A 24250-nucleotide genomic window follows, 5' to 3' on the forward strand; every position below is an offset into this window, starting at 1 on the left:
TGCGGTCGTGCATCTTACTTTCCCGCGCGTAGGGCGGTCGCCTGGTTGCGCAGGGCAGCGGCGCGCTCGGTGTGCCCCTCGCGCTCCTCGACCGACGCGAGCCCTTCGAGGCACGCAGGCTCGGCGGGGAGCATGGCCACCGCCGCTTCGTACGAGCGACGCGCCCCGGCGAGATCGCCCGCGTAGAGTCGGAGCGCGCCGTCGTCCGTGAGGTACCGAGGTTGGAACGGCTCGTCGTCGAGGACGCGGCGGATCTCGGCGCGCGCGACGTCGCACCCGACGACCCCCTGCGAGCACCCGAGGTGAGCGGCACGCGCGAGCTCACGACGAAGCTGGAACCCGTAGGGGAACACGGCGTTCGCGCGCGAGAGCCCCGCGTAGAGCGCGCGTGGGTCCGCAGTCGTGCGCGCCTTCGCCACGAGGTAGTCGGAGACGACCGCCCGGCCGTGGAACACGAGGAGCGCGGTGGCGACGACGGCGATGCCCCAAGGCCCGAAGCGCCCGACCAGGGTGGGACGTGAAGGCGAAGGCGCTTCGCGATCGGCAGGCGTGAGCCCCACGAGCAGCCCGAGCCACACGAAGAAGATCATGGCCGAGGCGGGCTTTCGGAGCGGGAAGTCGACCGTGGAGTGCAGCGCGAGGGTGACGATCCCGAGGGCGAGCGCGAGCGACACGAGCCTCCGCGACGCGCCCCTCGACGAGGCACCCGAGAGACCCGAGCGCACCGCCAAGGCCACGGCCGCGAAGAACAGGTACCCACCCAAGAGCCCGGATTCACAAACGATTTCGAGCGGGTCGCAGTGCGCCTCCCACGGCTGCACGGTGAGCGAGAAGTCGACGGTGGGGGCAACGCGCGCGTAGGCGGGGTACATCGCGCGCCAGCTCCCGAGCCCCACACCGAACGGGTGGTCGCGGAGCATGGCGACGGAGCTCGTGTCGAAGGCACGACGTACGGACATGGACGAAGCGACGACGTCCGCCCGGGTCGTGCTCGCGAGCGGCGTGCGCTCGGGCGACGCGGCGCCCGGGGACACGGCGAGGGCGATCGCGACCACCACCCCCGCGAGCGCCGCTGGCGCGACACGACGCCCGATGCGCATCGCCGCTCGACGGTGGCCTCGAGCGACGACCACGACGGCGACGAGCGCGGTCAGGGCAGCGGCGGCCCACGCCCCACGGGAGCGCGTGACCGTGATGCCCGCGACGACGAGGACGAACGAGAGGCCGCCGAGGATGCGTGATCTACGTGTGCCGAGCGTCGCGCCGAGGAGGGACGGGACGAGGAGCCCGTCGAGGTAGGTCGCGAGCACGTTTTTGTTGCCGAACGTGGCGGCCGGGCCACCCGCCACCTGGTCGAACACGTCCGTGAGGGCCCCGAAGCTCTGCGCCACGGCGAGCGCGCCGAGCGCCGCCCCCACGACGCACGCGCTCCGAACGAGCCACGCGGTCGTCGACGCGGGGTGGCTCTCGGCGACGCGCGCAGAGAGGAGGAAGAGGCCGAAGAAGGTGAGGAGCTCGGCCCCCCGGACGAGCGCGCCGCTCCGATCCACGGCCCAGGCGATCGACGCGAGGGAGAGCGTGACGTAGAGCCCCAAGAGGACCACCGCGCGACGCGACGTGATCGGCGGCCGCGCCGCGGGAGCGAGGAGCGCCGCGAACGAGAGGATGCTCACGCCGAGGCCGAGCAGAGCGTAGCGCGGCGCCGTGGTGGGGTTGCCGAAGGCACGAAGGTCCACGAGGGGGACGACGACGAGCAGCGCCGCGATGCCCCACACGACGCTCGGCGGAGCGGCACCCCCCACCGACGTCGCGACGAGGCCGGTCGGCGTCGAGGCAGCGGGGGACGAGGGACGAGGTCTCATGGATCCCCTTCCGGTGCGACGTGACCTCGAACATTCACGGGGTCGTGACGCGAGGACCTCTCACGTCCTCGTCGAGCGCGCGGTCAGACGGACACGGAGGCGAGAGCCTCGCGCGACACGGACCGTGAGCCAGGCGGGAGACCTTTCGGCGTCGTCAATCGACGGTGGGCGAATCGGGATTGGCGCCGATGGACATCTTGCCGGGAGAGACGTCCCCCGCGTCGATCGTGGCTTGGTGGATCGCGGCCTGGGCGCGGAGGTTCTCGATCTGCCTCGTGAGCTTGTCGCGTTCGGCCGGGTCCGCCGAGGCGAGGGCGAGCTCGCGCGCTTCGACGAGGCGCGCGATGAGAGGCAGGCTGAGCTCCGCCTCGAACGCGCGTGTCCCCGGAGGGAAGCGGCTCGGCCCGAGGCCAGCGGAGGGCTTCTTGCGAGAGAGCGCCACCACGACCACGACCACGACCACGATGGCGAGCAGGCCATAGAGCATGACGGCACGTGAGCACAGGACGGGTTCGAACGCACGCGAGGATCGGCCCGCTTCGGGGGAGGCATCGGACGCCGCGCCCATTTCCGCCGACGCCTACCACCCGCTCGATCTCCACGTGTCATCCGCACAATCGTACCGGGCGCGGTCACATTCGCGCGGCCGCACCCCCGAGCCGCGCTGCCGGGATCCGAGCGGCGAGCGCGACCGCTGCTTCCAAGCTCTCCGCTTCGAGCACCAGGAACCCGCTCACGCCCTCAGGCAGGTACGTCCCCTCCTTGACGATGGTCTCCCCGTCGTGGGCTCGCACCGTCCTCGCCACGCTGGCCGTGCCGAGCGGAAGCCCCGGTTCGACTCCCGGCGTCTGGTTGAGGGCGGCGTAGTCGGCATAGATCTGCCTCTGCTCCTCCTCCGGCAGCGCGTTCCAACGGTCCGAGCCGGGGAGGGGTGTGGTCCCCTGATAGATGTGCAGCACGAATTTCATGGTCGAGTCTCCTCGACTGCCATGACGTAGCGTGTTCCGGACACTTAGCGCCAACGTCGGTCGGCGCTTCGCTGGGTGGAAGTGCGACCCGTCGAGAAGTATTGGTAAGGCCCGATGAGTGACGATCGCTGGCTGGCCGAGCAGTTCGAGGAGAGACGCGACCGCCTTCGTGCCGTGGCCTACCGAATGCTCGGTTCGGCGAGCGAGGCCGAGGACGCCGTGCAAGAGGCCTGGCTGAAGGTCAGTCGGGCCGACACCGGCGACGTGCAGAACCTCGGCGGCTGGCTCACGACGGTCGTGGCCCGCGTGTGCCTCGACATGCTTCGCTCGCGCAGGTCACGTCGTGAGGAGCACCTCGCGCCGACGGAGGATGCTTCCAGCACGGCGTTCACGGAGACGGACACCGCGCTCGCGGACGCGATCGGACCTGCGCTGTTCGTCGTCCTGGATAGGCTCGCACCTGCGGAGCGAGTCGCCTTCGTGCTGCATGACATGTTCGACCTTCGCTTCGAGGAGATCGCGCCGATCCTTGGTCGCACCCCCGCGGCGGCGAGGCAGCTCGCGAGTCGCGCGAGGCGCCGGGTTCGTGGTGCGCCGGCGTCTGCCGATGACGACGCACGGCATCGCGAGATCGTGAGCGCCTTCCTCGCGGCGTCACGGGATGGCGATCTTCAACGGCTCGTCGCGGTGTTGTCGCCCGATGTCGTGATGCGCGCCGACGAGCTAGCGGTGCGGACCGCGGCCGAGCGCGCGCAGCATGGGGCACCGAGCTTGACCCGCGAGGCTCGCGGTTCGTCCCCCGTGGCCGACGTGTTCAAGGGGCGCGCCCGCGGGGCGGTGCCTGCGCTCATCGACGGCGAACCGGGCGCGGTTTGGGTGATGGGAGACCACGTGCGCGCAGCGTTCCTGTTCACGTTCGAGCACGGCACGATCGCGGAGATCGATCTCGTCATGGACCCTGCGTACCTCGCCGAGCTCCGCGTGGAGCGCGTGTAGCGCCCCGAGACCCAAGCGGGATACGTCACGAGCAGAGATCGGCCTCGAAGGGCTCTCTCGCGCGGCTCAGCCACTTCGCGCTGTCCCACGGGCACGCGGCGACGTAGCGACCTTCGGGCGTCCGTGGGCAGGCCGCGATCGCCTCTTCGCGCGTCGCGTGCTCCGAGACGACGGCGTCCTTGTCGTGGGTGTCGATCACGGACCACTTGGCGCGCTTGACGGTCATGAGAACCTCCGGGGACGTCGACCGAGAGGGTGACACGCAGACGCGACGTGCGCACCAAGAGGCGCGGCGACCAGCCCTTGGGCACCGAAGGCGCCGGGCATCCCACATCCACCCGCTTAGATTCACCGCAGTTCGGCATGCCCGGAGTATCGCCCCTTTACTTTCTCCCCGAACGCGGACCTACTGGGCATCGTGGCGGGGTCACTTCGCGAGGGCATCTACGAGCACGTGGTGACGAGGGCGCTCGCGTCGGCGCTCTCGTCCGTGGGGGACCTCTCGGCCGACGTGGGCGCCATCGACGAGGCCGACCTGCCGCGGGTCCTCGCGCGTCACGTCGCGCGGGAGCTCGAGGTGCGCCTCCGTGACGCGGGGGACGCCGAGGCCCAGCTCGCGCTCGCGAACCGGCTCGTCGCGCTGCTCGAAGAGGCCGACGCGGACGACGACGAGGGCGAACGCGAGCCAGGCGGCGGCGAGCACGTGGCCCGCGCCGAGCGACTGCGCGCCATCTACCGTGCGCTCCCTCCCGCGCGTCCTTTGACTCCGCTCGCGGAGAGCACGCTGCTGACGCGGAGCTCCGCCGACCCTGGCCTGGGCCACGAGCTCAAGGCCGAGATCGCCACGGCCGACGCGGTCGACGTGGTCGCCGCGTTCGTCACGATGGGAGGGTTCCGTCAGGTGGCGCACGAGCTCGAGGCGCTCGCGAACCGCGGCGGGCGCCTGCGCGTGCTCACCACCGTGTTCACGGGCTCGACGGAGCTCCGCGCGGTCGAGGCGCTCGCGAGGTTGCCCGGCGCCGAGGTGCGCGTCTCGTACGACGTCGAGCGCACACGGCTCCACGCGAAGGCCTGGCTCTTCACGCGCGAGCGCGGCGGGGACGACCTGCACACCGCGTACGTGGGCTCGGCCAACCTCACCGCGACGGCGCTCTCTTCGGGCCAGGAGTGGACGATCAAGGCGAGCGCGAGCGACTTGCCGAACATCGTGCGGAAGTTCCGCGGCACTCTACACAAGAGCTACAAAAGGAGCCCCAATGTCATCAAGCTGGCTTGCGCGCTTTGAACGCGACTTCTTTACAACATTCAACGCGCGCCTGCCAAAACCGAGGCTCGAAGCACCGAACCCGGCCCCCCCCAACGCAATTCTTCGCTTCAACGCGGACAACTCATGGTGGGAACTTGCATATATAGCGTGCGCACTAGAACTCGACAAAACACTGAAGGCTACCGTCGGAGGAAGAAGAAAGGAACGACAGAGGGCCAAACAGGAAGCAATCGCGTACCTCCAAGCACAATTTCCACAGCGCGCACCAGTACGAGCCAAGGACACGACACGGCGTTCAGAACTCTGCGCAACTGGCACAATCATCACAAGACTCCGGAAGGACATTTGCAAGCCGCGAGAGCACCTACAAAATCGCCATATACTAGGAACTCTTCTCACGAAACCCGACGTACCCGCGCCGCGCTCAGTAGAAGGTTTCCTGGAAAGGAAGATGGACAAGCCGGACAGAACCGCCGTACTCGTCTGGATTCGAAGACTTACCTATCAGCCGTATCGAAACTCACACCCAGCAGACATAGACAAAATCCTATCCACTGCACTAAGACTCGGACATACGCCAATCGTCCTCGGAAACTCCCCTGAGCGTCCTCTACCGCGCGGGGCGACTGACCTTACCGAGCACTGGAATGAGGTCAAGAGCTTCAACGACCAGCTGATGCTGCTACGAACGCTGAGGCAACGCGGTGCGCTCCTGCAAGTTGGTGTCCGGAGTGCTGCACTCGACACCGGAGCCTTTATGGGCATCCCGACTATCAGCATAGATCCGACACCTCCGACGGACAGAAGCGGTCATCTGGCCGATGTTTTGCCCAACTACCTCGAAGCACGGCAGGCCGAAGCCATCGACGCTATGGAGCACCTTCTGGCACCCTCTCGAGTGCAGATAGCATTCGGATGGATTCAGCAGGAACTCTACCGTACCGTGCGCACCGTGCAACAGATTCGGCGAGGTCGTCATCTTCTTTGACTGCGACTTCTGGCACGGTAGGAACCTCGCCGAGTGGGTGAGGTTGGTCTCGTGGTCCGGCGCGAAGCCCATGAGCATCACGTGGGAGCTCGAGTACGAGATGCCGCTCGGCTTGTTCGATCGATTCGCGACCGTCACATGATGGCCTAGGAGCTGCGTGTCAGACTAGTCACGTTGATTGAATCACCCTCACGTCGATGAGCGCTTGTAGATGGTCGCTCAGGGTCTTGGCGACGGGGCCGCCGTTGATGAGCACACCGGCCTCCATATTCTTCTCGAGGGCATGACCCGTGAGATTCGCGCTCGTGATGAATGCGCGTGCGCCGTCGACCACCGCGACCTTCGCGTGGACCTTGCCGTCGACGAAGGGCTCGGGCTTCTCCTTCCACGTGAAGAGTTCTGCCGTCGGCACGCGCGAGCGCATGGTCGCGGCCGGGTCGTAGTTCAACGTGCCGCCGTGGCTCGTCGAGGCCTCCAGCAGGATGCGGATGCGAACGCCCCGGCTCGCGGCGTCGTTGAGCGCCGCGACGACGCTGAGGACGTCGTAGGCGACGAAGCTCACGAGGAACAGGTCCTTGGTCGCGCTGGCGATGAGGTCGAGCAGTACCTGCTCGGTCCTGCGCGTCGGCACGAAGCGCGTCGTCGGGCCGGTCCACACCAGCTCGACGCTTAGCTCACGCTCGACGCGCAGGCGCGCCTCGGATGCGCCGAGGAGCATGCCCGCCACCTCGTCGCCGCTCGCCTGCACCTGGCCCCACGCCGCGACGACGCGCCCCACAGCGGCGCGCGCAGCGGGCGTGTCGGCCAGCGTGTTCGGGTTCGGCGCCGAGCCGGGGCTCGCGAGCCCGCGCAGCGCCGACGCGACGGTGCTCGCCTTCGCTGGAGAGACGAGAGCTACGAGGTCAACGACCGCATCGAGGAGCACCTGCATCAGATCCCCGCGAAGAAGGCCGCGTCGTTGGTTTGCAGCGTCGGGATGACGAGCGCGCGATCGAGGTAGCGGTTGCCGCACTCGCACGACGTCTCGGAGACGAACGAGCACGCGTGGCACGAGGCCGCGTGCAGCGACGAGTCGGTCCTCGGGTTGTGCTCCGCGCAGAGCGGGTCGGACGCGCAGATCTTCGCGCGGTCGAGTGCCTGCCGCAGCAAGCGCCCGAGGTTCTCGGGCTTGCCGAGGTCGACGAGCCCGCCGAGCGTGCCGTCGGAGTCGGCCGCTGCCGTGTAGATCAAGATGCCCGCCTGCGACTTGCCGTCGTCAGTGTCGGCGTAGACGCGCTCGCGGATGCTCGCCGCGTTGTAGCCGCAGTCGAGCGCGAGCTCGCGGATGAGCAAGTGCGCGATCGTATGAAGCAACGCGAAACGCATGCCGGGGAAGCCCGGGTCGGGCTCGAGCCCACGACGCGCGCGCCAGCCACGGTGGCCTCGACGAAGCTCGGCCTCCTGCCTCCGCACACCCGTCCACTTCGCCCAGTCGGAGAGCGCGTCTTCCGAAAACTGGAGGAAGATGCCCTCGCCGTGGACCTGCGTGGCGGGCACCCAGTGGGGCGCCGTACGTCCGATGGGAGCGCGCGGCGCACGGTCCGCGCCAGCGCCCTCGCTGGGCGACTCGACGCGCGTGAAGCCGAGCAGCGCGTTCACCTCGCGCAGCCGCTCGAGGAGCAGCACGCGCGAGAGGTGCTTCTCGAACCCCTTGGGCACATCCGCCTTCTTGCTCATGAAGTGCGGGTAGTCCGTGGGCGGCGTCGGCGAAGTGAGCACGTCCCACTCGGGCCCCTTCAGATCGAGGTCTTCGTCACCCACCGCGCCGCCACGATGGGCTTGGATGGCCTCCCACACCTGGTCGCCCGTGAAGGCGTCGATGCCCGGGAGCTGAGCCGACTTCTTCAACGTCTTCACTACGGCCGCCGCTTCGACGGCGCTCTCTACGTCCTCGAAGAAAGTCCAGCCGTCGGCGACGAGCTGCGCGAGCGGGCTGCCCGTCTGCGGGATGGCGAGAACCGAGAGCGTGACCGGGAACCAGCCGTTCGTCGCGCCGAGGAGGATGGCGCGCGGGACTTCGGCGCAGCCGTCCTCGAACTTGTTGAGGTGTGGATGCCTCCCACGACAGCCCGGAAGGTTGTCCTTGCCGGCCTGTCCGAAGGCCTGCGCCATACTCTTGGCAGCGCTGCACGAATCGCAGCGCACCCACAGGTTTTCGGTCTGAAGCGAGGCGCCGCTCTCGAAGAAGCGCAGCGTACCCATGCAGCTGCTCGGCCCACCGTGAACGAACCAGTGCCAAGGGAAGTCGTCGAGGTGTCCCTCGCGGCATGCAAGGAGGAAGCGCGCGGGTACCGCGTCTGCGTCACGGGGCTTCTGGTCGCCGCGCGAGCCGGTGCAACCCTTGTGGACGAAGCAGGTGCGTTCGGGCCGGTAGCGGTTCGCCTTCAGCTCGAAGAGGCCCGCGTCGAAAGGCGAGAGCAGCCCGCACTTCACGCAGCGCATCCATCGGGGGAACGGCTTCACCGGCACGCCGACGAGCGCCTCGGCCGAGAACGGATCGACGATGTCGCTGTCGGTCAGCGGCGGCATGCGCAGCGACTCGACCTGGTCGCCGAGCACCCGGCGCACGTTCGTGAGCAGCCGTGCTTCCTGGATCGGCTGGCAGCGCCCGATCTCCCAGCGGTCGATGCCCATCGTGACGACGGAGAGGTTCGGGAGATCGATCAGCGCGCCGGGCCCGTAGGTCCAGAGGAGCTGGCTCGGGCGGACTTCGCCCACCGGGGTCTTACTCATGGCGACTCCTCCACATCCGTCGCTTCATCCACGGGCGTTGGCCGTGGGCGCCAGACCGGATCTTGGTTCGAGCGATCGTCCTCCATCACGAGGTTCACACCAGGCTCGACCTCGCGCATCGACATGGGCACGGTCCACGTCGACCACGGCTTGATGCCCGGGGCTTCGAGCAGCGCGTACGCGGTCGGGCCCGCGCCGTACTTCTGGTAGACGAGCATGCGGCCTGGCACAGCCGCCTCCTTCGCCCATTGGTCGGCGCGGCTCTTCAGCTCGGCGGTCGCGAGATTCTTCTTCGCAGAGTCCTCGGTGACCTCCCACGTGCGCTCGGTGACCGAGTCGACGGTCGAGACCACCTCCGGGCGACTCGGGCTCGTCAGCGCACCGGCACCGGGATTCGGGGCGAACGGCTCGAAGCGGTTCCGCATCACGCTGAGCATCGCGCCGGTGAGCCCTCGGTCCATCGCGCGCGGCGAGAACGGCGTGACCGACTGCGCCTCGACGTGTTGGTAGAACGTCGCGTGATAGTGCTCGAAGGTCTCGTAGTGGGAGAGGTCACGAGGCCGCGCCCACGTGAGCACCGCCACGACGAGACCGGGGAACGTACGGCCCACACGGCTCGTCGCCTGGATGTACTCGGCCGTTCCCTTTGGTTGGCCGTTCACCACCATGACGCCGAGGCGGTTCACGTCCACGCCGACGGAGAGCATGTTCGTGGCGAGCACGACGTCGATGGGTCGAGGTGCTACCGGTCGTTGGCTGCCGGAGACGGAAGGTGGTGCCACCGTCGGCCGCACGAACTTGCCCTTGGTCGCGTCGAAGGCACCGTCGAACGGGATCTCGAGTTCGTCGAGGTACTTCGGAATGTCGGCGTTACTGACGCGTGACGTGAGCTCACGGATGTTCGCGATGCTCCGTTGCTCGAGCCCGGGCCGCTGCACGAGGCTCATCTTCACGCGGTACGAACGGGTCTGGACGTCGTCTTCCGCGAGCCGCTTCATCCCGCCGAGCTCGCGCAGCGAGTTGAAGTAGCCGACCATCGTCATGTACGGGTCGGCGACCCTCCCGAACGCATCGAAGAGCCGCTGCGCCGCAGTGAGGAACGCCGTGTACGTGCGGATGAGGACGGCGGGGCGTGAGCTGCCCGGCGAGCAGATGCCCATGTACCGTCGCCCGGGCTTGCTCTCGACCGAGCGCTGCACCGAGAAGAAGTCGTCTTCGACGTCGAGAGCCTTCGGCGGAAAGATGGCGAGGCGCCGCATGAAGACGTTGCGCACCTGGTCCGCCGCACGCCGCACCGTTGCCGTCGACGCGACGACCTTCGGGCGCACCTTCGTCTTCCCGATTCGCCAGGAGCACAGGTCGTCGACGGCCGTCTCGTAGAGGCCGACCATCGTGCCGAGCGGCCCGCTGATGAGGTGGAACTCGTCCTGGATGATGAGGTCCGGCGGGCGCACCCCGCGCACCGCCTTCACCTTCGCGGCGGGGTGAGGCTTCCGCGCCCTGTGGCCGCCACCGCAGTCGTGGCCCGGCCACAAGAGCCCGTGGCGCTCGCACTCCTCGCGCACGTTGCCGAAGAGCGTCCGCACCTCGGCTCGCCACGCCATCATCGCGAACTTGTCGACGGTGGCGATCATCATGGTGGGGGGCCGGTGGTAGATCTCCTCGTCGACGAGCTTCACCGGCAGGCCGGGATGGGCGTTGGTGCTCGACTTCGCCTTGCTGAACTCGCACTGCGAGAGCTTGTCGCCGCAGTAGATCGCGGTCCGCACGGCGGTCTTGTCGACCTCGATGTCGCGCCCCGGTTGAATCTCGGTCCCGCACCAAGGGCAGCTCGTGAGCTGCGCAGGCGACGCGATGCCGGCGCGGTTGCGGTCCTTGTCGCGGATCGCCTCGATGGCCTGGTGCGAGGCGTCGGTGGTCCCGGGCGTCACCTTGTTGCCGACCCACAGGCCGAGAGTGAACGGCTCCGCGCCCCACTTGGCGACATCGGCGGTGCGGATGAGCTCCATCGCGCAGAGCAGAGTGGCGGCGCGCTGGAACTGCTGCAGCGTCAGCAGGCGCAGTGTGTAGCGCATGATGACGGTGAGCCCGCGCCCGCCATCGAGGTTCTCGACGACGCCCTGCAGGCGCCGGATGCCCATCGCGAAGGCAGCGACGCCCAGGTATGCCTCGGTCTTGCCACCGCCCGTGGGGAACCAGAGCAGGTCAGCGAAGGCCTCGGCGGGGCTCGTGCGGTCGGAGTGCTTCGGGTCGGCGAGCGACGGGATCGAGAGCAGTAGGAACGCGAGCTGGAACGGGCGCCACGAGCGGTTCTTCCGCACGTCAACGGAGTCAAAGGTCAGGTCCTCGCCGCGTCGGCGCTTGAGCGCGTAGATGCCTCGAACGCGCTGGCGGGCCATCGAGCGGTTGGCGAAGCGGAAGGCCTGCAGCGCCTCCGCATCGGCGAGCAGCACCTTCAGGCCCGCGCGCAGGCGTTCGAGCGTGGTTTTACAGCGGTCGAGCGCGTCGTTGGCCGGGGCGTCGTAGCCCTTGATCTCTTTGCCGACGCGGGCGCGCTGGTCGCCGATCCACGCGGCGTAGTCGTCGACGAGCGTCTTCAGTGCCTCTTCGAGCTCCTTCTTGTCGAGGTCGGCAAGCGTGAGCATGTCGAGCCATCCCCGCTCGACCATTCTCTTCATTGCGGGGCGGTCGTTTGGGTCGAGGCCCGGCGTCTCGGTGACGGGCACCTCGAAGCTCGGGATGACCTCGGTGCGGACCTCGATGGCGCGTGTCGGATCGTCGTCGGGGGTCTCGGCGTGGACGGCCACGCCTTGGCCCACGGCGAACTCGACCTTGCGGCGGTAGATGAGCCCGAGATGGTCTCGCTCGGCGTCGTCCACGACGACATCGTTGCTTGGGCGACGAAGGAACACGGGCGTCCCGGCCGCCTCGCCAGAACCCTGCGCGCTCAGCACTGGCTGAAAGAGCCACGCGCTGTCGCGGTTCGTCTCGGGCTCGCGTTGGTCGTTGACCAAAAACAGCGTGACGAGGCGCTCGCCCTTGGCGTTGGTGCGCACGGCACCCTGGATTCGAACCTCGTCCTGCTCGCTGTCGGGCGCGAGCGGCTTGATGGGGCCGTCCTCGAGCGTGAGCGTCACGCGCCCGCCGCGCGGCGTGCGGCGCCAGACCTTCACCTTCGTCTCTTGGACCTCGCCGGTCTCGCGGTTCTTCCGCGGCCGCGTGTACTCGTGCTCCTCCTTCGGAACACGCGAGTAACTGCCCCAGCGCGCGGTGACATCGAGGGTCTTCACGTCGGACCCGACGCAGAACGTGAGGCCCACGCTAGACGGCACGAGCGACTGGTTGTTGGTCGTGTCGATCTCGTCGAGCGCGTCGTCTTCTGGCTCGACGCGCCCGCTCGCGCGGTTGAACTCGGCGCCCGGCTCGTGGGTCGGCGCTTCGTTTTCCTCGACCGAGTCGTCCTCTTCGTCGGCCGCTGCCGAGGGCTCGACCTCGCTCGCCATCGCCACGTCGCCCGGCGTGCGCGGAGCAAGCTTGCCGACGAGGTATCGGTCGCGGACGCTCATGTCGATGACCAGTTCCTCGGGGCCGTTGGCAGGGCCGAGGAGGTCATCGCGCGTCGCCAGCTCGAGCAGTTCGCGCACGTAGGCGGCGTCCTGGACGAGCGGAACGTCGTCCGCCGACGAGACAGCGTCGCGCGCGAGCACGGCGGCGAGGTCTTCGGGGCGCAGGCGGGTGACGAGCCCTTGGGGAAGCGTCAGCCCGAGGTCGGAGAGCAAGCCCGCCTTCCTCACCATGTGGAACTTGTCGAAGTAGAGCGTCGTCGCTTCGAGGTCGGCGCGGATGCGGAGGATGCGCCCCACGCGCTGCAGCGCTCCGTTCGCGTTCACGACGACCACCCAATGGCCAGGAGCGAAGGCGCTGCCGACGCGATCACCGTTGAGCCGAACGACGAACGGGCCGAGCGACGTCGCATCCTTGGCGAGCCATGCCTGTGCGTTCGGTGCGGTGGTCGTCGTCATGCGGTTGCTCCTCTCGCTACAGCTCGACCCGCGAGAAGTGCGGGTAGATTCGGTAGAACTTCTTGAACACTTCGAAGGGGTCTTCTCCGAGCCCCGACTCGGGAAGGTCGAAGCCGAGCCTCGTCTTGGCGTCGTCGTTGGACTCCATCGTCAACCGCTCCAGCGTCGAAAGTGCCGGGAGGTCGATGCGAAGTGGATCGTTGGGAGGCGAGTAGAACGTCCAGCCCTTCACCAGCGGCTCGACGACCGTGTCGTTGGCGGCGCACACGACGAGCGTCGCCGTGGCCATCGGCTGACCGTCCGCGTAGTGCGTACTCAGCGCCCACACGACCTTGCGGTCCGCGTGGCTGAGCACTTCCTTCTCAACGGCGAGGAAGAGCGCGCGCAGGATGCTCGGGCCATAGGTCCTTCGCTCCATGCCCTCGGCGGTGATGTCCGTCGGGCACAGCGAACCGAGGCGGTCCTTGAACTGCACGAGCCTCCAACCCAACAGAGCGGGGCCAGAGAGAGGCGGCTTGGGCACTCCCAACGAGCTGGGCTGAGCGTTGAGGGTAAGGCGCAGGATGCTGTTGAGCTTCACCTCGCCCACGGTGCTTGCGAAGCGCCTGATCTGCTCGACTGGCTTGGGCTCCGTGTAGTCGAACCAAACGATTGCTGGACGGTCGAAATCATGCGCGTCGAGGTAGTCCTCGAGTCTCGAGTGCACGCACTCGACGGACGCCGTGGGACGGTTGAAGAGCTGTCGCTTGTGGACCTCCTCGTCCGCTTCGACGCTCGTCATGCGGTCGATACCAAGTCGCGCGTGCAAGAGCCGGAAGTCCTCGAGGAACGAACCGCCGAGCCCGATGTAGTGGTGCCTTTCCAAATCCAAGGCAGGGGCGAGACGCATCAACAGCGAGAGGAACAGCTCGCGGTCCACGGCCTTGTTCGGCCGCAGCTTGTACGGCACTGAAGAACCGGTGCTCACGATCAGCCCTTCCTCTTCTTGGAGGGCGTGGCCAGCTCGAGCTGGATCTTGAAGCACTCGTCACCGACGGTGCCCGCGTTCAGGTCGGGATCGTCGAACAGCATCTTCGAGACGGCCCGCACCTCTTCAACGGGGCGAGAGAAGACGATCCGCTTCGACGAGGGCTTCTTCTCCTCGGGTTTCGGCAAGACATTGTTCTTCTTCGGGTTGAACTCGACAACCTCGCTCACCTCACCGGCCTGGTCGCTGGCGCTCGTCTTCTTGGCCGTCGTTCGCGACGCGACCTTCTCGATCGCCTTGCTCAGTGGCAGCGGCTGCGCGTCATTCCAGTAGCTCTGCTGGTCGGCGCGCGGGTGGTTCTTCCAGTCGTTCGTGTACGAAATCCAGACCCGCATGCCCTCCTTCATCTTCACGAGCGACTCGAGCCAGAGCTCGGACGAGGCATCGAGCGCGCGCTTCGTGGTCGTAACCGGGAGCTTCTTCGCATCCTTCGCGCGGAACTCGATGATACCGGTGATGACCGCGAACTGTGGGTGGTAGAGCGGCACGAGCGGGAGGTCGCCCCAGCCGGTCAGGCGGCTCTTGTCGCCGACGATGACCGCGCGGTCGTTGCAGAGGACCGTCCAGCCCGCCGTGGCCGATGCGCGCTGACCGGCGAAGTCCGCGTCGTCGTCACTGTCGTCCCCCTCGGAGCGACGGCTCGTGTTGAGGCCGACCGTGATCGACACCGTCACGTCTCGGGTCGTCTTGCGGAAGACGTATGGCGCCGGACCATTTTCGCGAGGGGAGACGAGCACCTCGACGTGGACTGGCTTCACGGACTCCCCGTTGATCTCGATGTTGAACCCCCACTGAAGAAACATCGTGAAGTGCTGCGAGATGGCGGTGGTCACCTCGTTCACGAAGGAGGGGTTGGCGAAGTGCCGGGCGACGCCCTCGTTTAGGTCGCTCACCTGGATCGTCGTGCCGGGCTCCTTGAGCTTCTCCTTGGCCTCCGTCGGCTCATTGATCGGCAGCGGATCCCAGTTGGTGGCGTCTAGCCACGCGGCCGTGATCGGCACCTCGTAGGTGTCGCTGCCGTGGCGGGTCTTCACGATGGCGTTGCGACCCATCTTGAAGATCGCGCGCTTCATGCCGACACCGTACATGCCAATGGTCTCGGCGTCGGAGTCGCGGTCGTCGTTGGGCTCGCGGCCCATCTTAAACGCGTAATTCTTCGCGACCTCGCGAGGGATGCCGCCGCAGTTGTCCTCGATGGAGAAGTGGTCCTTCGCCAGCGTGATCTTGACGAGGTGCTTCGAGTAGTCGGGCTGGCGGCCGTTGCCGAGGCGCAGAGCGCCGTCGAGGCAGTTGTCGATCAGGTCGAGGATGGCGTCCTCAAGCCTGATGTCGCGCGTGAGCATCGACACAAAAAACTGCTTGGTCGGGACCGCTGTAGCGGTGTCCACACTCGGCTTCATGTGCTCGTCCTCCGTGTTGGCCCCAAGGGACCAGCCGACGTCCGCTCGTGGTCGTCCACGTCCGGCTCGCCGTAGTCGATCGCCGCGTTCTCGAGTTCGTAGTCGTCGTTGATGACCCATGAGCCATTTTCGAACGTGATCGTTCCGCGCAGTTCCGCTCGAATCTCGGTACCGAACCACATGTGGTCTTCACGCTGGTCGCCGGTGTAATGCAGCGACGCCGTGAAGGGCGCAGAACACCTGGCGTAGTCGATCGGGCCAAAATTGGTTACTTCAACTGAGTTGACACTCCAGCTGTCCGCGTTGGTTTCCGCCGTCAGATCATTTATGCGCGAGTCATTGTCGAGGAACTCGTCGGCCAGCTCTTCGACTGCCGTGGTGATGATGTCTTCGAGTTCCTGATCGTCTCGGGGCGCGAGCATATCGCTGCGCACGAATGCGGAGACACTGGCTCCTGTACGTTTAGCGGCCCGCTCTACGAACGAGTCCGTCTGGTAGATGAGCACCGTCTGCCCCGCCACTCGGTGGGCTTCGTCAAGCAGTTCATGGCGAGGTCCCACCGTCTTGCCGTGGGCACGCTCCCACCAGTCCTCCTTCCGCTCGGAGGTCACAAGGATCACGGGCTTTGCGCTGCTCTTGGCCTGTTGAAGTACCTGGTGCCACACGAGGTAGTCACCGTGTGCGTTCCCCCCGTCCTTCCTCGCGTCCTCGTAGCCCGGCGGCACCTTCTCCTTGATCCGACGCTCGGCCTCCTTGTGAAGGTCGGCGAGCTCGACATCGTCAGGTGCTGCGCCCACGGAGCCGTCGAAGAGCGACATCACGTCGTCGAGAACAGCATCCGTAGATCCGCCGTCCGCGTTGCGCGTCCGAGCCTCCTCTATCGATACCTTCGCCGTGCGGATGGCCGCTTCGACCTCCGCTTTCAGCTTCAGTCCGACCTCGCGAGGCAGCGGGCGCCGCCCGCGCAGGTCGTCGGTCGCCTTCCTTGTCGCCACCTCCAGCGTGCCCAGGTCAGAATCCGCATCGCCAAGTTCCTTCGCAACAGCGGCGGCGGCGCGGGCACGGTTCCGAACGAACTCCGACGCCGCTTGGTGCGAGAGCCAGAGGCGGCCATTGAAGGCGCGCAACGCCTGGATGAGAGCGTCCCGCGTCGCCGGGTGGAACCGATACAGGTCGAGGAGAACGTTCGCGTCGACGGTGAGCGTGCCCGCCGTCCAGATGGCATCGATCTCGACGTCGGAGAGCGGCAGGAGGTGCCCGAACAGCTTCTTCATGGGCCGCTCCTCTTGGCGGCCTTCTTCGCAGGAGCTGCGGGGTTGGTCTTCGAAGTGTTCGCGGCGGGCTCGGGCGCATCGACGAGGCCGAGCGCACCCTGGCTCGCGGGCGTCGGTTTCGCGCGGCCCTTGTACGCTCGCGGCTTCGCGGCAGGTGCGGCGGCTTGCTCCTCCTCGTAGCGTTCGCGGTTCAACTCGCCGAGTCGACGGAGCACTTCTAGACGCGCGCTCTCGCTGATGGTGAAGCGCACGCGGTCGTTCTCAGGAAGGAACGACAAACTTTGGAAGTCGTGGCCGAGGTCGAGATCCGTCCAGCCATAGGCGCGCGCCACTGCGAGATCGACCTCGCGGTGGAGTTCGCGTAGCGCCACGAGTTCGGGGGCTTGGTCCGTGGCGGTGTGGAACCGGTTGTAGAGATCGGTCAGGCCGAGTCCAAGGGATCCGCAGAGCTTCCGGCGTTGGAGCTCATAGCTGGCACCAACGGGCTCAAGGTGCGAGTTGAAGAGATCGCAGAGAGGGAGCGTCTCGAAGGCGTCGCTTGGCGCGTAGTTCAGGCGCGTCTCCAGGGACGACGAATTCTTACGCGCCCAGACGTCGTTGATTGACGACGTGAGCAGCCCGAACATCGCCATCGAGTCCGTCGCGAACACCGCGAGACGATGCGCGTAGATCCAGTCTGCGGGAAGTGCCGCGACGCCGAGGTACTTGGACACGAGCGAGCACGCCAGTATGCGTTTGAGGCGGCGGCCTTTCGGGTCCCATCCTTCGGGGTGCTGCTCGAAGTGAATCCCGCGACCGATCGCGTGGTACAGGCCGGGGCGCTTGTCTCCGTACTGCCACCAGCGGTCGGGGAGAGGCTTCCTGAGCACGTACTTGCCCTTGTCGTCGCGACGCTGTCGCTCGGGACGAACCCGTTCTTCGATCCACGCCCAAGGCTTCTTGTACCTGCTGGCGCGTTCCTCCGGCCAATCCCAGAAGCTGATCACCCACCGGCTCGGGCGCTGCCCAGGATCCGAATTGAGATCCTCACCGTTCAGGTACGGGAAGATTACGTCGGAGTTCCTCGCGTCGGCATCGAGCATGCGCTTCGCCTCATCAGGCTCGAGAACGAAGCCCATGCCGACGACGACGGATCCTTGAAACGCCGTTCGCTCATTGACCTTCAACCGCTTGGGGCTCCACTCGTCTTGATCGGAGAGATACGCGGAGATGAACGAAACCGCTCGACCAAGCAGGGAGCGCTCGCCGTTCCATCCTCCTTTTCGGACATGGACGCGACTTGTGACGACTGCCGCGCTCCCCGGCCACGGCTCGTTCGGGTACGCGGCGTGGATTGTCGCTCCGGCGCTGACCATCGCTTCGAGTCCGACTTGGCGCGTGTCGCCCTCAGCGATTGTGTTGACGGCCAAGAGGCCAAACCCCCCGCTCTCACTCAGCAGGCTCCACGCTCGCAGGAAGAAGTAAGCGACAAGATCCGCCGAACCACGCCGACCGTTTGCGACGCGGGCCACGAGCCAGTTGCGGTATGCGTCGCCCGTCACGCCGGTGATGCGCTTGCCGCCGAGGAACGGCGGGTTGCCGACGATCGCGTCGAAGCCCGACGTTGCGCTCCGGAAGACGTCGGGAAACTCCAGCGGCCAGTGGAACGGGTTTCGAGGCCTCCCGTCGACTGCGTCCCTCGCCAAGTCCTTCAGCGCCCGCGCGTGGAGCGTCTCCGATGCGCGCGGCTCGCCCTTCACGACGCGATCGAAGTCGGCCGCGAGCGCGGCGATGCGCGTCGCTACGTCCCCACCGTCAGCGGCGAAAACGACGCCGATGAGGGCATCGGCAAGTAGCTCGGCGGCTTCGAGCTTCTTGCGCGCGTCGGCGTCGAGCGTGGCCATAGCCTCGACGTCGCGAATGTCACGGATCGGGATCTCATACAGCTTTCGGCGCAGCTCGACAGCCTCGGCCACCGCGCGCTCGATGGCCTTGCCGAACAAGCGGCCTTGCTTCGTGGCCGCCGGGTCGAGCGAGAGCTCCGTGAGCTGCTTGAGGCGGCTGATGCCGAGGAGGCTGTCGCCGCGACGGAGGTTGTGATCGAGGAAGCCAAAGGGGCGGCCCTTCGAGAGCGTGACCAGCCACAGCGAGAGCTTCGCCAGCTCAACGGCCAGCGGGTTCTGGTCGACGCCGTAGAGGCAGCGCTCGGCCACGATGCGCCGCGCGTTCTCGGCTCGCGTCTCCACCCCCGGCGGCATGGTCTCGACGCTGGTGCGCGGCTCGTGGACCTGGCCGGTAAGATCGACGACGCGGCCTGCTTGCTCTTCGACGGCCCACGCCTCGACGAGGCGCGCGCTCAGGAAGCGGCAGGCCTGAACGAGGAACGCGCCAGAGCCCATTGCGGGGTCGCAGACCTTCAGGTCGAGGAGCTGTTCGGGCGTCTTGAGCTTCCACTCGGCGCGCGGCGCGCCCTTCGCAGGGCCGTCGTAGACGAGCGGAGTCAACGTCTCCTCAACGATGCGCTCGGTGAGGCTCTTGGGCGTGTAGTGCGTGCCGGTCTCGCGCCGATCGGCGCCGAGCACCACGACGAACGCGCTCTTCGGATGGACCAGCGGGTAGCCCCACGGGTCGGTGCGCATCAGCCGAACGTAAGGCACGAGGCGATCGCGGAGCTTCGAATCGCCGCGACACGCGGACAGTAGGCGCGCGTCCTGCTGGGGCTCGACCTCGGCGGCCAGGGCGTTCCTGATGGCCGACTCCGAGCGTTTCGAGCGATCGACGAGGAGGCTCGTGACGGCCGCCTGGCCGTCGAGGCGCGCCGACTCCAGCTCGCCGAGCGCGACACGCGCGTCCTTGGCTTGCGCGCCGGCTTCGAGCTCCAGCGTCACGTCCTCGACGCGCGAGACGGTGCGTTCGAGCAGACCCTCGTAGACGTGACCGATCTGCTCGACGTCGAGCGCGCGGTACGAGAGCGTGCGCCCCTCGAAGGTCTGGATGGCTTCGAGCAACAGCAGTACCGTACGGTCGTCGATGGGCAGCGGCTCGGCGCGATGTTGCCGCCAGGTCGTGCCCTTCAACCGTCCTTCGAGGAACGGAAAGCGGTCGGGATCGAAGAGCGAGCCGCCCATCGCGGGCAGGCGCAACGTCGGGTGGTCGATGCCACCGAAGACGGCTCGGAACACGGCGAGCAGCCGCGACCACGACGCACGCCGTCGTTCCAGAATCTCGTCGCTCTCGGCGCGGAGCTGCATGCGCAGTGTCGAGACCGCATAGAACGAGTCGTAGCGGGGCTCGCCCAAGAGCAAGAGCCCGCGCTCCTCGGCGGCGAGGAGGAACACGAGCCGCATCATCACGGTGAGCCCGGCCTCGTACAGGTCCTGGGGCTTCACGTCGCGGAGCAGTTCGCGGTTGCGGTCTTGGTCGGCGCGGTCGAGCGCCTGCACCAGCACCTCGATGGCGCGCCGAACCTGGTCGCCGAGGGCTTCCGTGACCTCGTCCTGGTGCTTCAGCGAGCGCTCGAAGAGCGCCGGAAGCCGGTCCTGCGCGGGCGCGAAGAAGCGGCGCACACCGATCAGCGACACGAACGCGCGCAGTGTGGCGGGCTCCTGGCCCCAGATACGCGCATACCAGCTCGCGAAGGTCGCCACCTGGCCCGTGGGCGCGTGGACCAGCATCCAGCGCTCGCCGTTCGTGACGAGGCCGAACGACACGTTCAGCGCGCGCAGATGCATCGCCATGCGGTCGCCGGGCGAGCACGAGAGCCCGTCGAACTTCATCGACGCCGAGAGGTCGGTGTCGGGCGCAAAGACGTGGACGGGCGCGAGCACCGCGCCGCCGTGGGTCGGGTCGATGAAGACCAGATCGGGCGTGATGGTGGTGTCGTGTTCCGGGAGCGCGACGACCGAGGCCGGGACGTTTTTGCCGGGCTTCAGCAGCGAGTCGTCGGCCTCGAGCGCGGTACGCAGCACCTCGTCGATCCACGCGGTGTGGAGCTTGTCGCGGTCGGCGTCGTCACCATCGACCGCGTCGCGCCACTCCTCGTAGGCGCTGCGCAGCCGCTTGGCGTGCGAGGCGTCCAGCTCTTCGAGCCCCTGCGGGAACACCTCACGAAGCACCGGCACCGCGAGGAACGGGCCCGAGACCTCGAGCAGGTTCAGCCACTCGTGCTTGGCGCTCACGCCCGCCTCCGATCAGCAGGGCTCCGCGTCGCCAGAGACTCGGGGACCAGGAGGATCACGGAGACGGGGAACGTATGGTCGACGAGTCCGGTGTGGCGCTCCTCGATGGCGAAGCGCTCGCGTTCGCGCTCCTCGGGGATGCGGCGCAGACGCGCTTCGAGGGCGAGCTTGTCGCGCCGGACCTGCGTTCGCTCGTCCTCGGAGAAGAGGGAGAGCTGCTTCGGCTCCTCCTTGTGCAGCTCGGCGTCGAGGTTCTTGGCGAGATCGTCGAGGAGCTGGGTCATCTCGTCGATCTCTTTGCGCTTGCGGGCTTCGATCGTGGACCCGAGACCCTTGAGGCGGTCCCTGGAGCGCGTGGTGACGGCACTCAGGACCGCCTCGGTATGCTTGGTGAACCGCGTGCGCAGGGCATCGAAGAGCGAGTCGTCGATGGTCCCCGGCGCCGACGAGTCGAGCCAGTCGCGCAGCTTGGTGATGCCATCCTCGCGCTTGAAGCCGGTGTCGCGCAGGTAGCCGCCTGCTTCCGTCAGCTCCTCGTGCAAACGATGGTGGTTGCCTCCAGTGATGACGAGGCGCGAGACCACGAGGGCGGCGGGCGCGTCGAGCTTCGCATCAGGCAGCATGCGCACCGTGACACGATTGAGCTTCTTCACGTCGTCGCGAGCCCAGACCTCGGCGCGCAGGAGGCGCAGGCTCATCTGCACGAGCGGGTGATTCAGGTGGACGAGCACTACGTCGTCGCGCCCCTTGGCGACGTCGTGGTCGAAGGTGATGGGGCGGATGCGCTTGGTGTACGGGTGCTCGAGCCCGTCGAGGCACCGCGACCACGAGCCCGCGAGCGCAGGCATCTGGAACACGCGGGCCTCGGGAAGGTCGGCGAGCTTCGCGGGCGTGAGATCCGGCTTGTCGGTGAGCGCCAGGGCGACGCGCACCACGCGCTCGATGCGGTCCGGCGTGAGGTGCTGCTCGCTGCGCGTCGTCGTCAGCCGCTCGTGCAGCTTGGCGATGCGCTCGCGCAGCTCACGCTCGGCCTTCACGTAGCGCCGGGCGCGTTCGATGCGCTTCTCGGCGAGGCCAGTGTCGAGCTCGCGGCGGCGGCCTTCGAGAAGCGCCGGCAACTGCGGAGCGATGACCGGGTTCACGCTGCCCATGTCGGCGCGCATCGAGTCGAGCTTCTTGAGAGCGCGGAGGATGTCGTCGCCGTGGCCGCCGCTCGCGTCGACGGGATGCCAGATGACGACTTCGCTCTGCTTCTGCCCGTGACGGTCGACGCGGCCGTTGCGCTGCTCCATCACGTTCGGGTTGTAGGGGATCTCGACGTGGACCAGGCAGGTTGCAGTGGTTCTGCAGGTCGATGCCTTCCGAGGCCGCGTCGGTCGCGAGCAGGATGCGCACTGGCGACGCACGCGGATCGGCCTGGAACGCGGCCTTGATGGTCTCGCGCTCCTTCGGGTCCATGCCGCCGAAGAGCAGCGCGAGACGCTCGCCGCCGAGGTCGTGGCTGGCGAGGATCTCGTGCAGCCACTTCTGCGTCGTGCGGTACTCGGTGAAGAGGATGACGCGCGCGTTCGACCATTGGCCCTTGGGCCGCAGGTTCTCTTCGAGCCAGCGCAGGAGTGCTGCGGCCTTGGAGTCGGGCTTGTGGCTCGCCTGCTCGGCCCACGAGCGCAGGCGGCCGAGGAGCTTCTTCTCCTCTGCCGACAGCGGTCGCAGCCGACGGCTCGCCTCTTCGATGGCCTCGGACTCGGCGGCTTCGCGCGTGTCGTCGTCGGCGTAGTCCTCTTCCGTCTTGGCGATCGCGCGCCGGAGGATGCGCTCGTCGAGCCCCGAGGTGCGGCGCACCTCGCCCTTGCCCTCGATGGTCGCGGTGTGCCGCGCGAGCGTCGACATGAAGGCGGCGGGTGACGACGCGAGGCGCTTGCGAAGAAGCTGGTGGACGAAGTGCGAGGCGGCGCCTTCACGCTCGTCCTGCTTTTCGCGGCTCGCGATGTACTGTTCGAGAAGCTGTCGGGCCTCGCGCTCCTCGGCGGTGTACTCCACGTTCAGCGCTTCGAGGCGGCGCACCGGGTAGAGCTTCTTGCCCTTGGCGTCGACGAGGTCGCTCTTGAGACGGCGCACCATCACCCGGGCGAGCTGTTCCTCGGACGGGAGCACGTTGCGCGAGAAGCGCTGGTCATCGAGCAGCTCGAGGAGCGCTGTGAACGACTCGGTGTAGCCGTCGTGCGGCGTCGCCGTGAGGAAGAGCTTGTGCTGGAAGTGTGGCGCGAGCAGGCGCACGAGGCGCGTGCGCAGGCTCTCGACGGCGTACTTGCCGACGGTGGGCGCGACGTTGTGGGCCTCGTCGACGACGAGCATGTCGAAGCGGCGCGGGAACGTCGCCTGCGGCGGGAGCACGTCACGCAGGAGGCGGATGCCTTCGCCCTGCTTCGCCCAGTCGATGGATGCGATGAGCCGAGGGAACGAGGTCCACGGGTTGGCGTGCAGGCCGCGCTCACGGCGCGAGCGCTTCACTGAGTCGGTGTCGACGATGCGGAACTCGAGGCCGAACTTCTCGGCCATCTCAGAGCGCCACTTCTCCTGCAAAGACGACGGGCAGAGCACGAGGATGGTCCGCGCGCGATGGCGCAGGAGCATCTCCTGGATGACGAGCCCGGCCTCGATGGTCTTGCCGAGACCGACGTCGTCGGCAATCAGGAGGTTGGTACGCGCCATGTCGATCGCGCGCACGAGCGGATCGAGCTGGTAGTCCTCGATGCTCGCGCCGCTGCGGAAGGGCGCTTGGAGGTAGCCGCGATCGGCGTTGGTCGCCGCGCCCCACCGGACCGCGTCGAGGAAGGCTTCGAGCTTCGACGGGTCGTCGAGCGCCGAGAGCGTCGGCAGTCCTGCGCGCTCGATGACGTGGGCGCCGGGCTCGAGCTCCCACAGCACCTCGATTTCTTCTCCGAGCGCGTCCTCGTCGATCGAGGCGAGTTTCACCAGGTTGCGCTTGGGCAGTTCGGGCGAGACCGCCGAGGCATCGACGTCGGAGACGATCCACTGGCGGCGGCGTACCTCCACGAGCTGCCCAGGCTCGGGCGCCGTCGAAGAGAGCACGGATGTGTGGGTGGCGACGGCGTTGGTCATGCGCGGCGCATCCTCTCGCGGCGGCGTTCGAGGATGTGCGCGATGCGCCCCGCAGCGATCTTGGGCTCCTCGTGTGCCCAGACGCGGATGACCTTCCAGCCCTCGGCGCGCAGACGCTCGTCGGTGTCGTTGTCGCGCGCCATGTTGGCCTCGATCTTCGCGCGCCAGAACTCGGCGTTTTGCTTGGGCCACGTCGCGTGTGCCGGGCAGCCGTGCCAGAAGCAGCCGTCGACGAAGACCGCGACGCGGAGCCCGCTGAACGCGACGTCGGCGACCCTGCGGGGCTTGGTCAGGACGGGAACATGGATGCGGTAGCGAATGCCGCGCGCATGCAGCTCGCGGCGCAGCGCCGACTCGGCAGAGGTGTTCTTCTGCCGAACGCGCTGCATGCGGC

Annotated in this window: 15 protein-coding genes and 1 pseudogene; 3 read left to right on the plus strand and 13 right to left on the minus strand. The window is 67.5% G+C overall.

All coding sequences use genetic code 11. The features are described from left to right. Window positions 1-14: 14 nt before the first annotated feature. From IPK71_03050 to IPK71_03060, 3 genes are all read right to left on the minus strand, one after another. On the minus strand, window positions 15-1862 hold the full coding sequence (locus tag IPK71_03050) for an O-antigen ligase family protein (protein MBK8212702.1): 1848 nt from the start codon (window positions 1860-1862) through the stop codon (window positions 15-17). A 154-nt stretch (window positions 1863-2016) separates the two neighbouring features. Beyond that, window positions 2017-2349 (minus strand): hypothetical protein, encoded by a 333-nt coding sequence (locus IPK71_03055; protein ID MBK8212703.1) that lies wholly within the window; start codon window positions 2347-2349, stop codon window positions 2017-2019. A 145-nt stretch (window positions 2350-2494) separates the two neighbouring features. After that, entirely contained in the window at window positions 2495-2830 is a 336-nt protein-coding gene (locus tag IPK71_03060) for a hypothetical protein (GenBank protein ID MBK8212704.1), read from the minus strand. Window positions 2831-2944: 114 nt separating this feature from the next. Here IPK71_03060 and IPK71_03065 point away from each other — a divergent pair, with 114 nt between their 5' ends. Further along, window positions 2945-3826 carry a sigma-70 family RNA polymerase sigma factor gene (locus IPK71_03065; protein MBK8212705.1) on the plus strand — a complete coding sequence of 294 codons (882 nt, stop codon included), beginning with the start codon at window positions 2945-2947 and terminating at the stop codon, window positions 3824-3826. A 25-nt stretch (window positions 3827-3851) separates the two neighbouring features. Here IPK71_03065 and IPK71_03070 read toward each other — a convergent pair whose 3' ends face one another. Next, window positions 3852-4052 carry a hypothetical protein gene (locus tag IPK71_03070; GenBank protein MBK8212706.1) on the minus strand — a complete coding sequence of 67 codons (201 nt, stop codon included), beginning with the start codon at window positions 4050-4052 and terminating at the stop codon, window positions 3852-3854. Window positions 4053-4244: 192 nt separating this feature from the next. Here IPK71_03070 and IPK71_03075 point away from each other — a divergent pair, with 192 nt between their 5' ends. Both IPK71_03075 and IPK71_03080 read left to right on the plus strand, forming a co-directional pair. Further along, complete coding sequence (locus IPK71_03075) at window positions 4245-5111, plus strand: hypothetical protein (GenBank protein MBK8212707.1); 867 nt, start codon at window positions 4245-4247, stop codon at window positions 5109-5111. Window positions 5112-5544: 433 nt separating this feature from the next. Continuing rightward, window positions 5545-6081 carry a hypothetical protein gene (locus IPK71_03080; protein MBK8212708.1) on the plus strand — a complete coding sequence of 179 codons (537 nt, stop codon included), beginning with the start codon at window positions 5545-5547 and terminating at the stop codon, window positions 6079-6081. Between the two features lie 169 nt (window positions 6082-6250). Here the strand turns inward: IPK71_03080 and IPK71_03085 are convergent, their stop codons facing one another. The 9 genes and pseudogenes from IPK71_03085 to IPK71_03125 all read right to left on the minus strand — a co-directional run bounded on the left by IPK71_03085 (window position 6251) and on the right by IPK71_03125 (window position 24245). Beyond that, a complete protein-coding gene (locus IPK71_03085) occupies window positions 6251-7012 on the minus strand; it encodes a phospholipase (GenBank protein ID MBK8212709.1) in 762 nt (253 codons plus the stop codon). Further along, a complete protein-coding gene (locus IPK71_03090) occupies window positions 7012-8853 on the minus strand; it encodes a DUF1998 domain-containing protein (protein ID MBK8212710.1) in 1842 nt (613 codons plus the stop codon). Before IPK71_03090 ends, IPK71_03085 begins: the two co-directional genes overlap by 1 nt. Then, complete coding sequence (locus IPK71_03095; GenBank protein MBK8212711.1) at window positions 8850-12875, minus strand: helicase; 4026 nt, start codon at window positions 12873-12875, stop codon at window positions 8850-8852. Before IPK71_03095 ends, IPK71_03090 begins: the two co-directional genes overlap by 4 nt. Window positions 12876-12891: 16 nt before the next feature. Beyond that, window positions 12892-13842, minus strand: coding sequence for a hypothetical protein (locus IPK71_03100; protein MBK8212712.1), 951 nt, complete (start codon window positions 13840-13842; stop codon window positions 12892-12894). 2 nt (window positions 13843-13844) lie between these two features. Beyond that, window positions 13845-15302 carry an ATP-binding protein gene (locus IPK71_03105; protein ID MBK8212713.1) on the minus strand — a complete coding sequence of 486 codons (1458 nt, stop codon included), beginning with the start codon at window positions 15300-15302 and terminating at the stop codon, window positions 13845-13847. Then, window positions 15299-16576 (minus strand): hypothetical protein, encoded by a 1278-nt coding sequence (locus IPK71_03110; protein ID MBK8212714.1) that lies wholly within the window; start codon window positions 16574-16576, stop codon window positions 15299-15301. Before IPK71_03110 ends, IPK71_03105 begins: the two co-directional genes overlap by 4 nt. Beyond that, entirely contained in the window at window positions 16573-20733 is a 4161-nt protein-coding gene (locus IPK71_03115; protein MBK8212715.1) for an ATP phosphoribosyltransferase regulatory subunit, read from the minus strand. The genes IPK71_03110 and IPK71_03115 overlap by 4 nt, the downstream gene beginning before the upstream one ends. Further along, window positions 20730-23856 (minus strand): annotated as a pseudogene (locus IPK71_03120) (DEAD/DEAH box helicase). The gene IPK71_03115 and the pseudogene IPK71_03120 overlap by 4 nt, the downstream one beginning before the upstream one ends. Next, window positions 23853-24245 (minus strand): very short patch repair endonuclease, encoded by a 393-nt coding sequence (locus tag IPK71_03125; GenBank protein MBK8212716.1) that lies wholly within the window; start codon window positions 24243-24245, stop codon window positions 23853-23855. The pseudogene IPK71_03120 and the gene IPK71_03125 overlap by 4 nt, the downstream one beginning before the upstream one ends. Window positions 24246-24250 lie beyond the last annotated feature (5 nt).

The organism is Myxococcales bacterium, from assembly GCA_016712525.1.
Classification (GTDB): Bacteria; Myxococcota_A; Polyangia; order Polyangiales; family Polyangiaceae; genus JAAFHV01.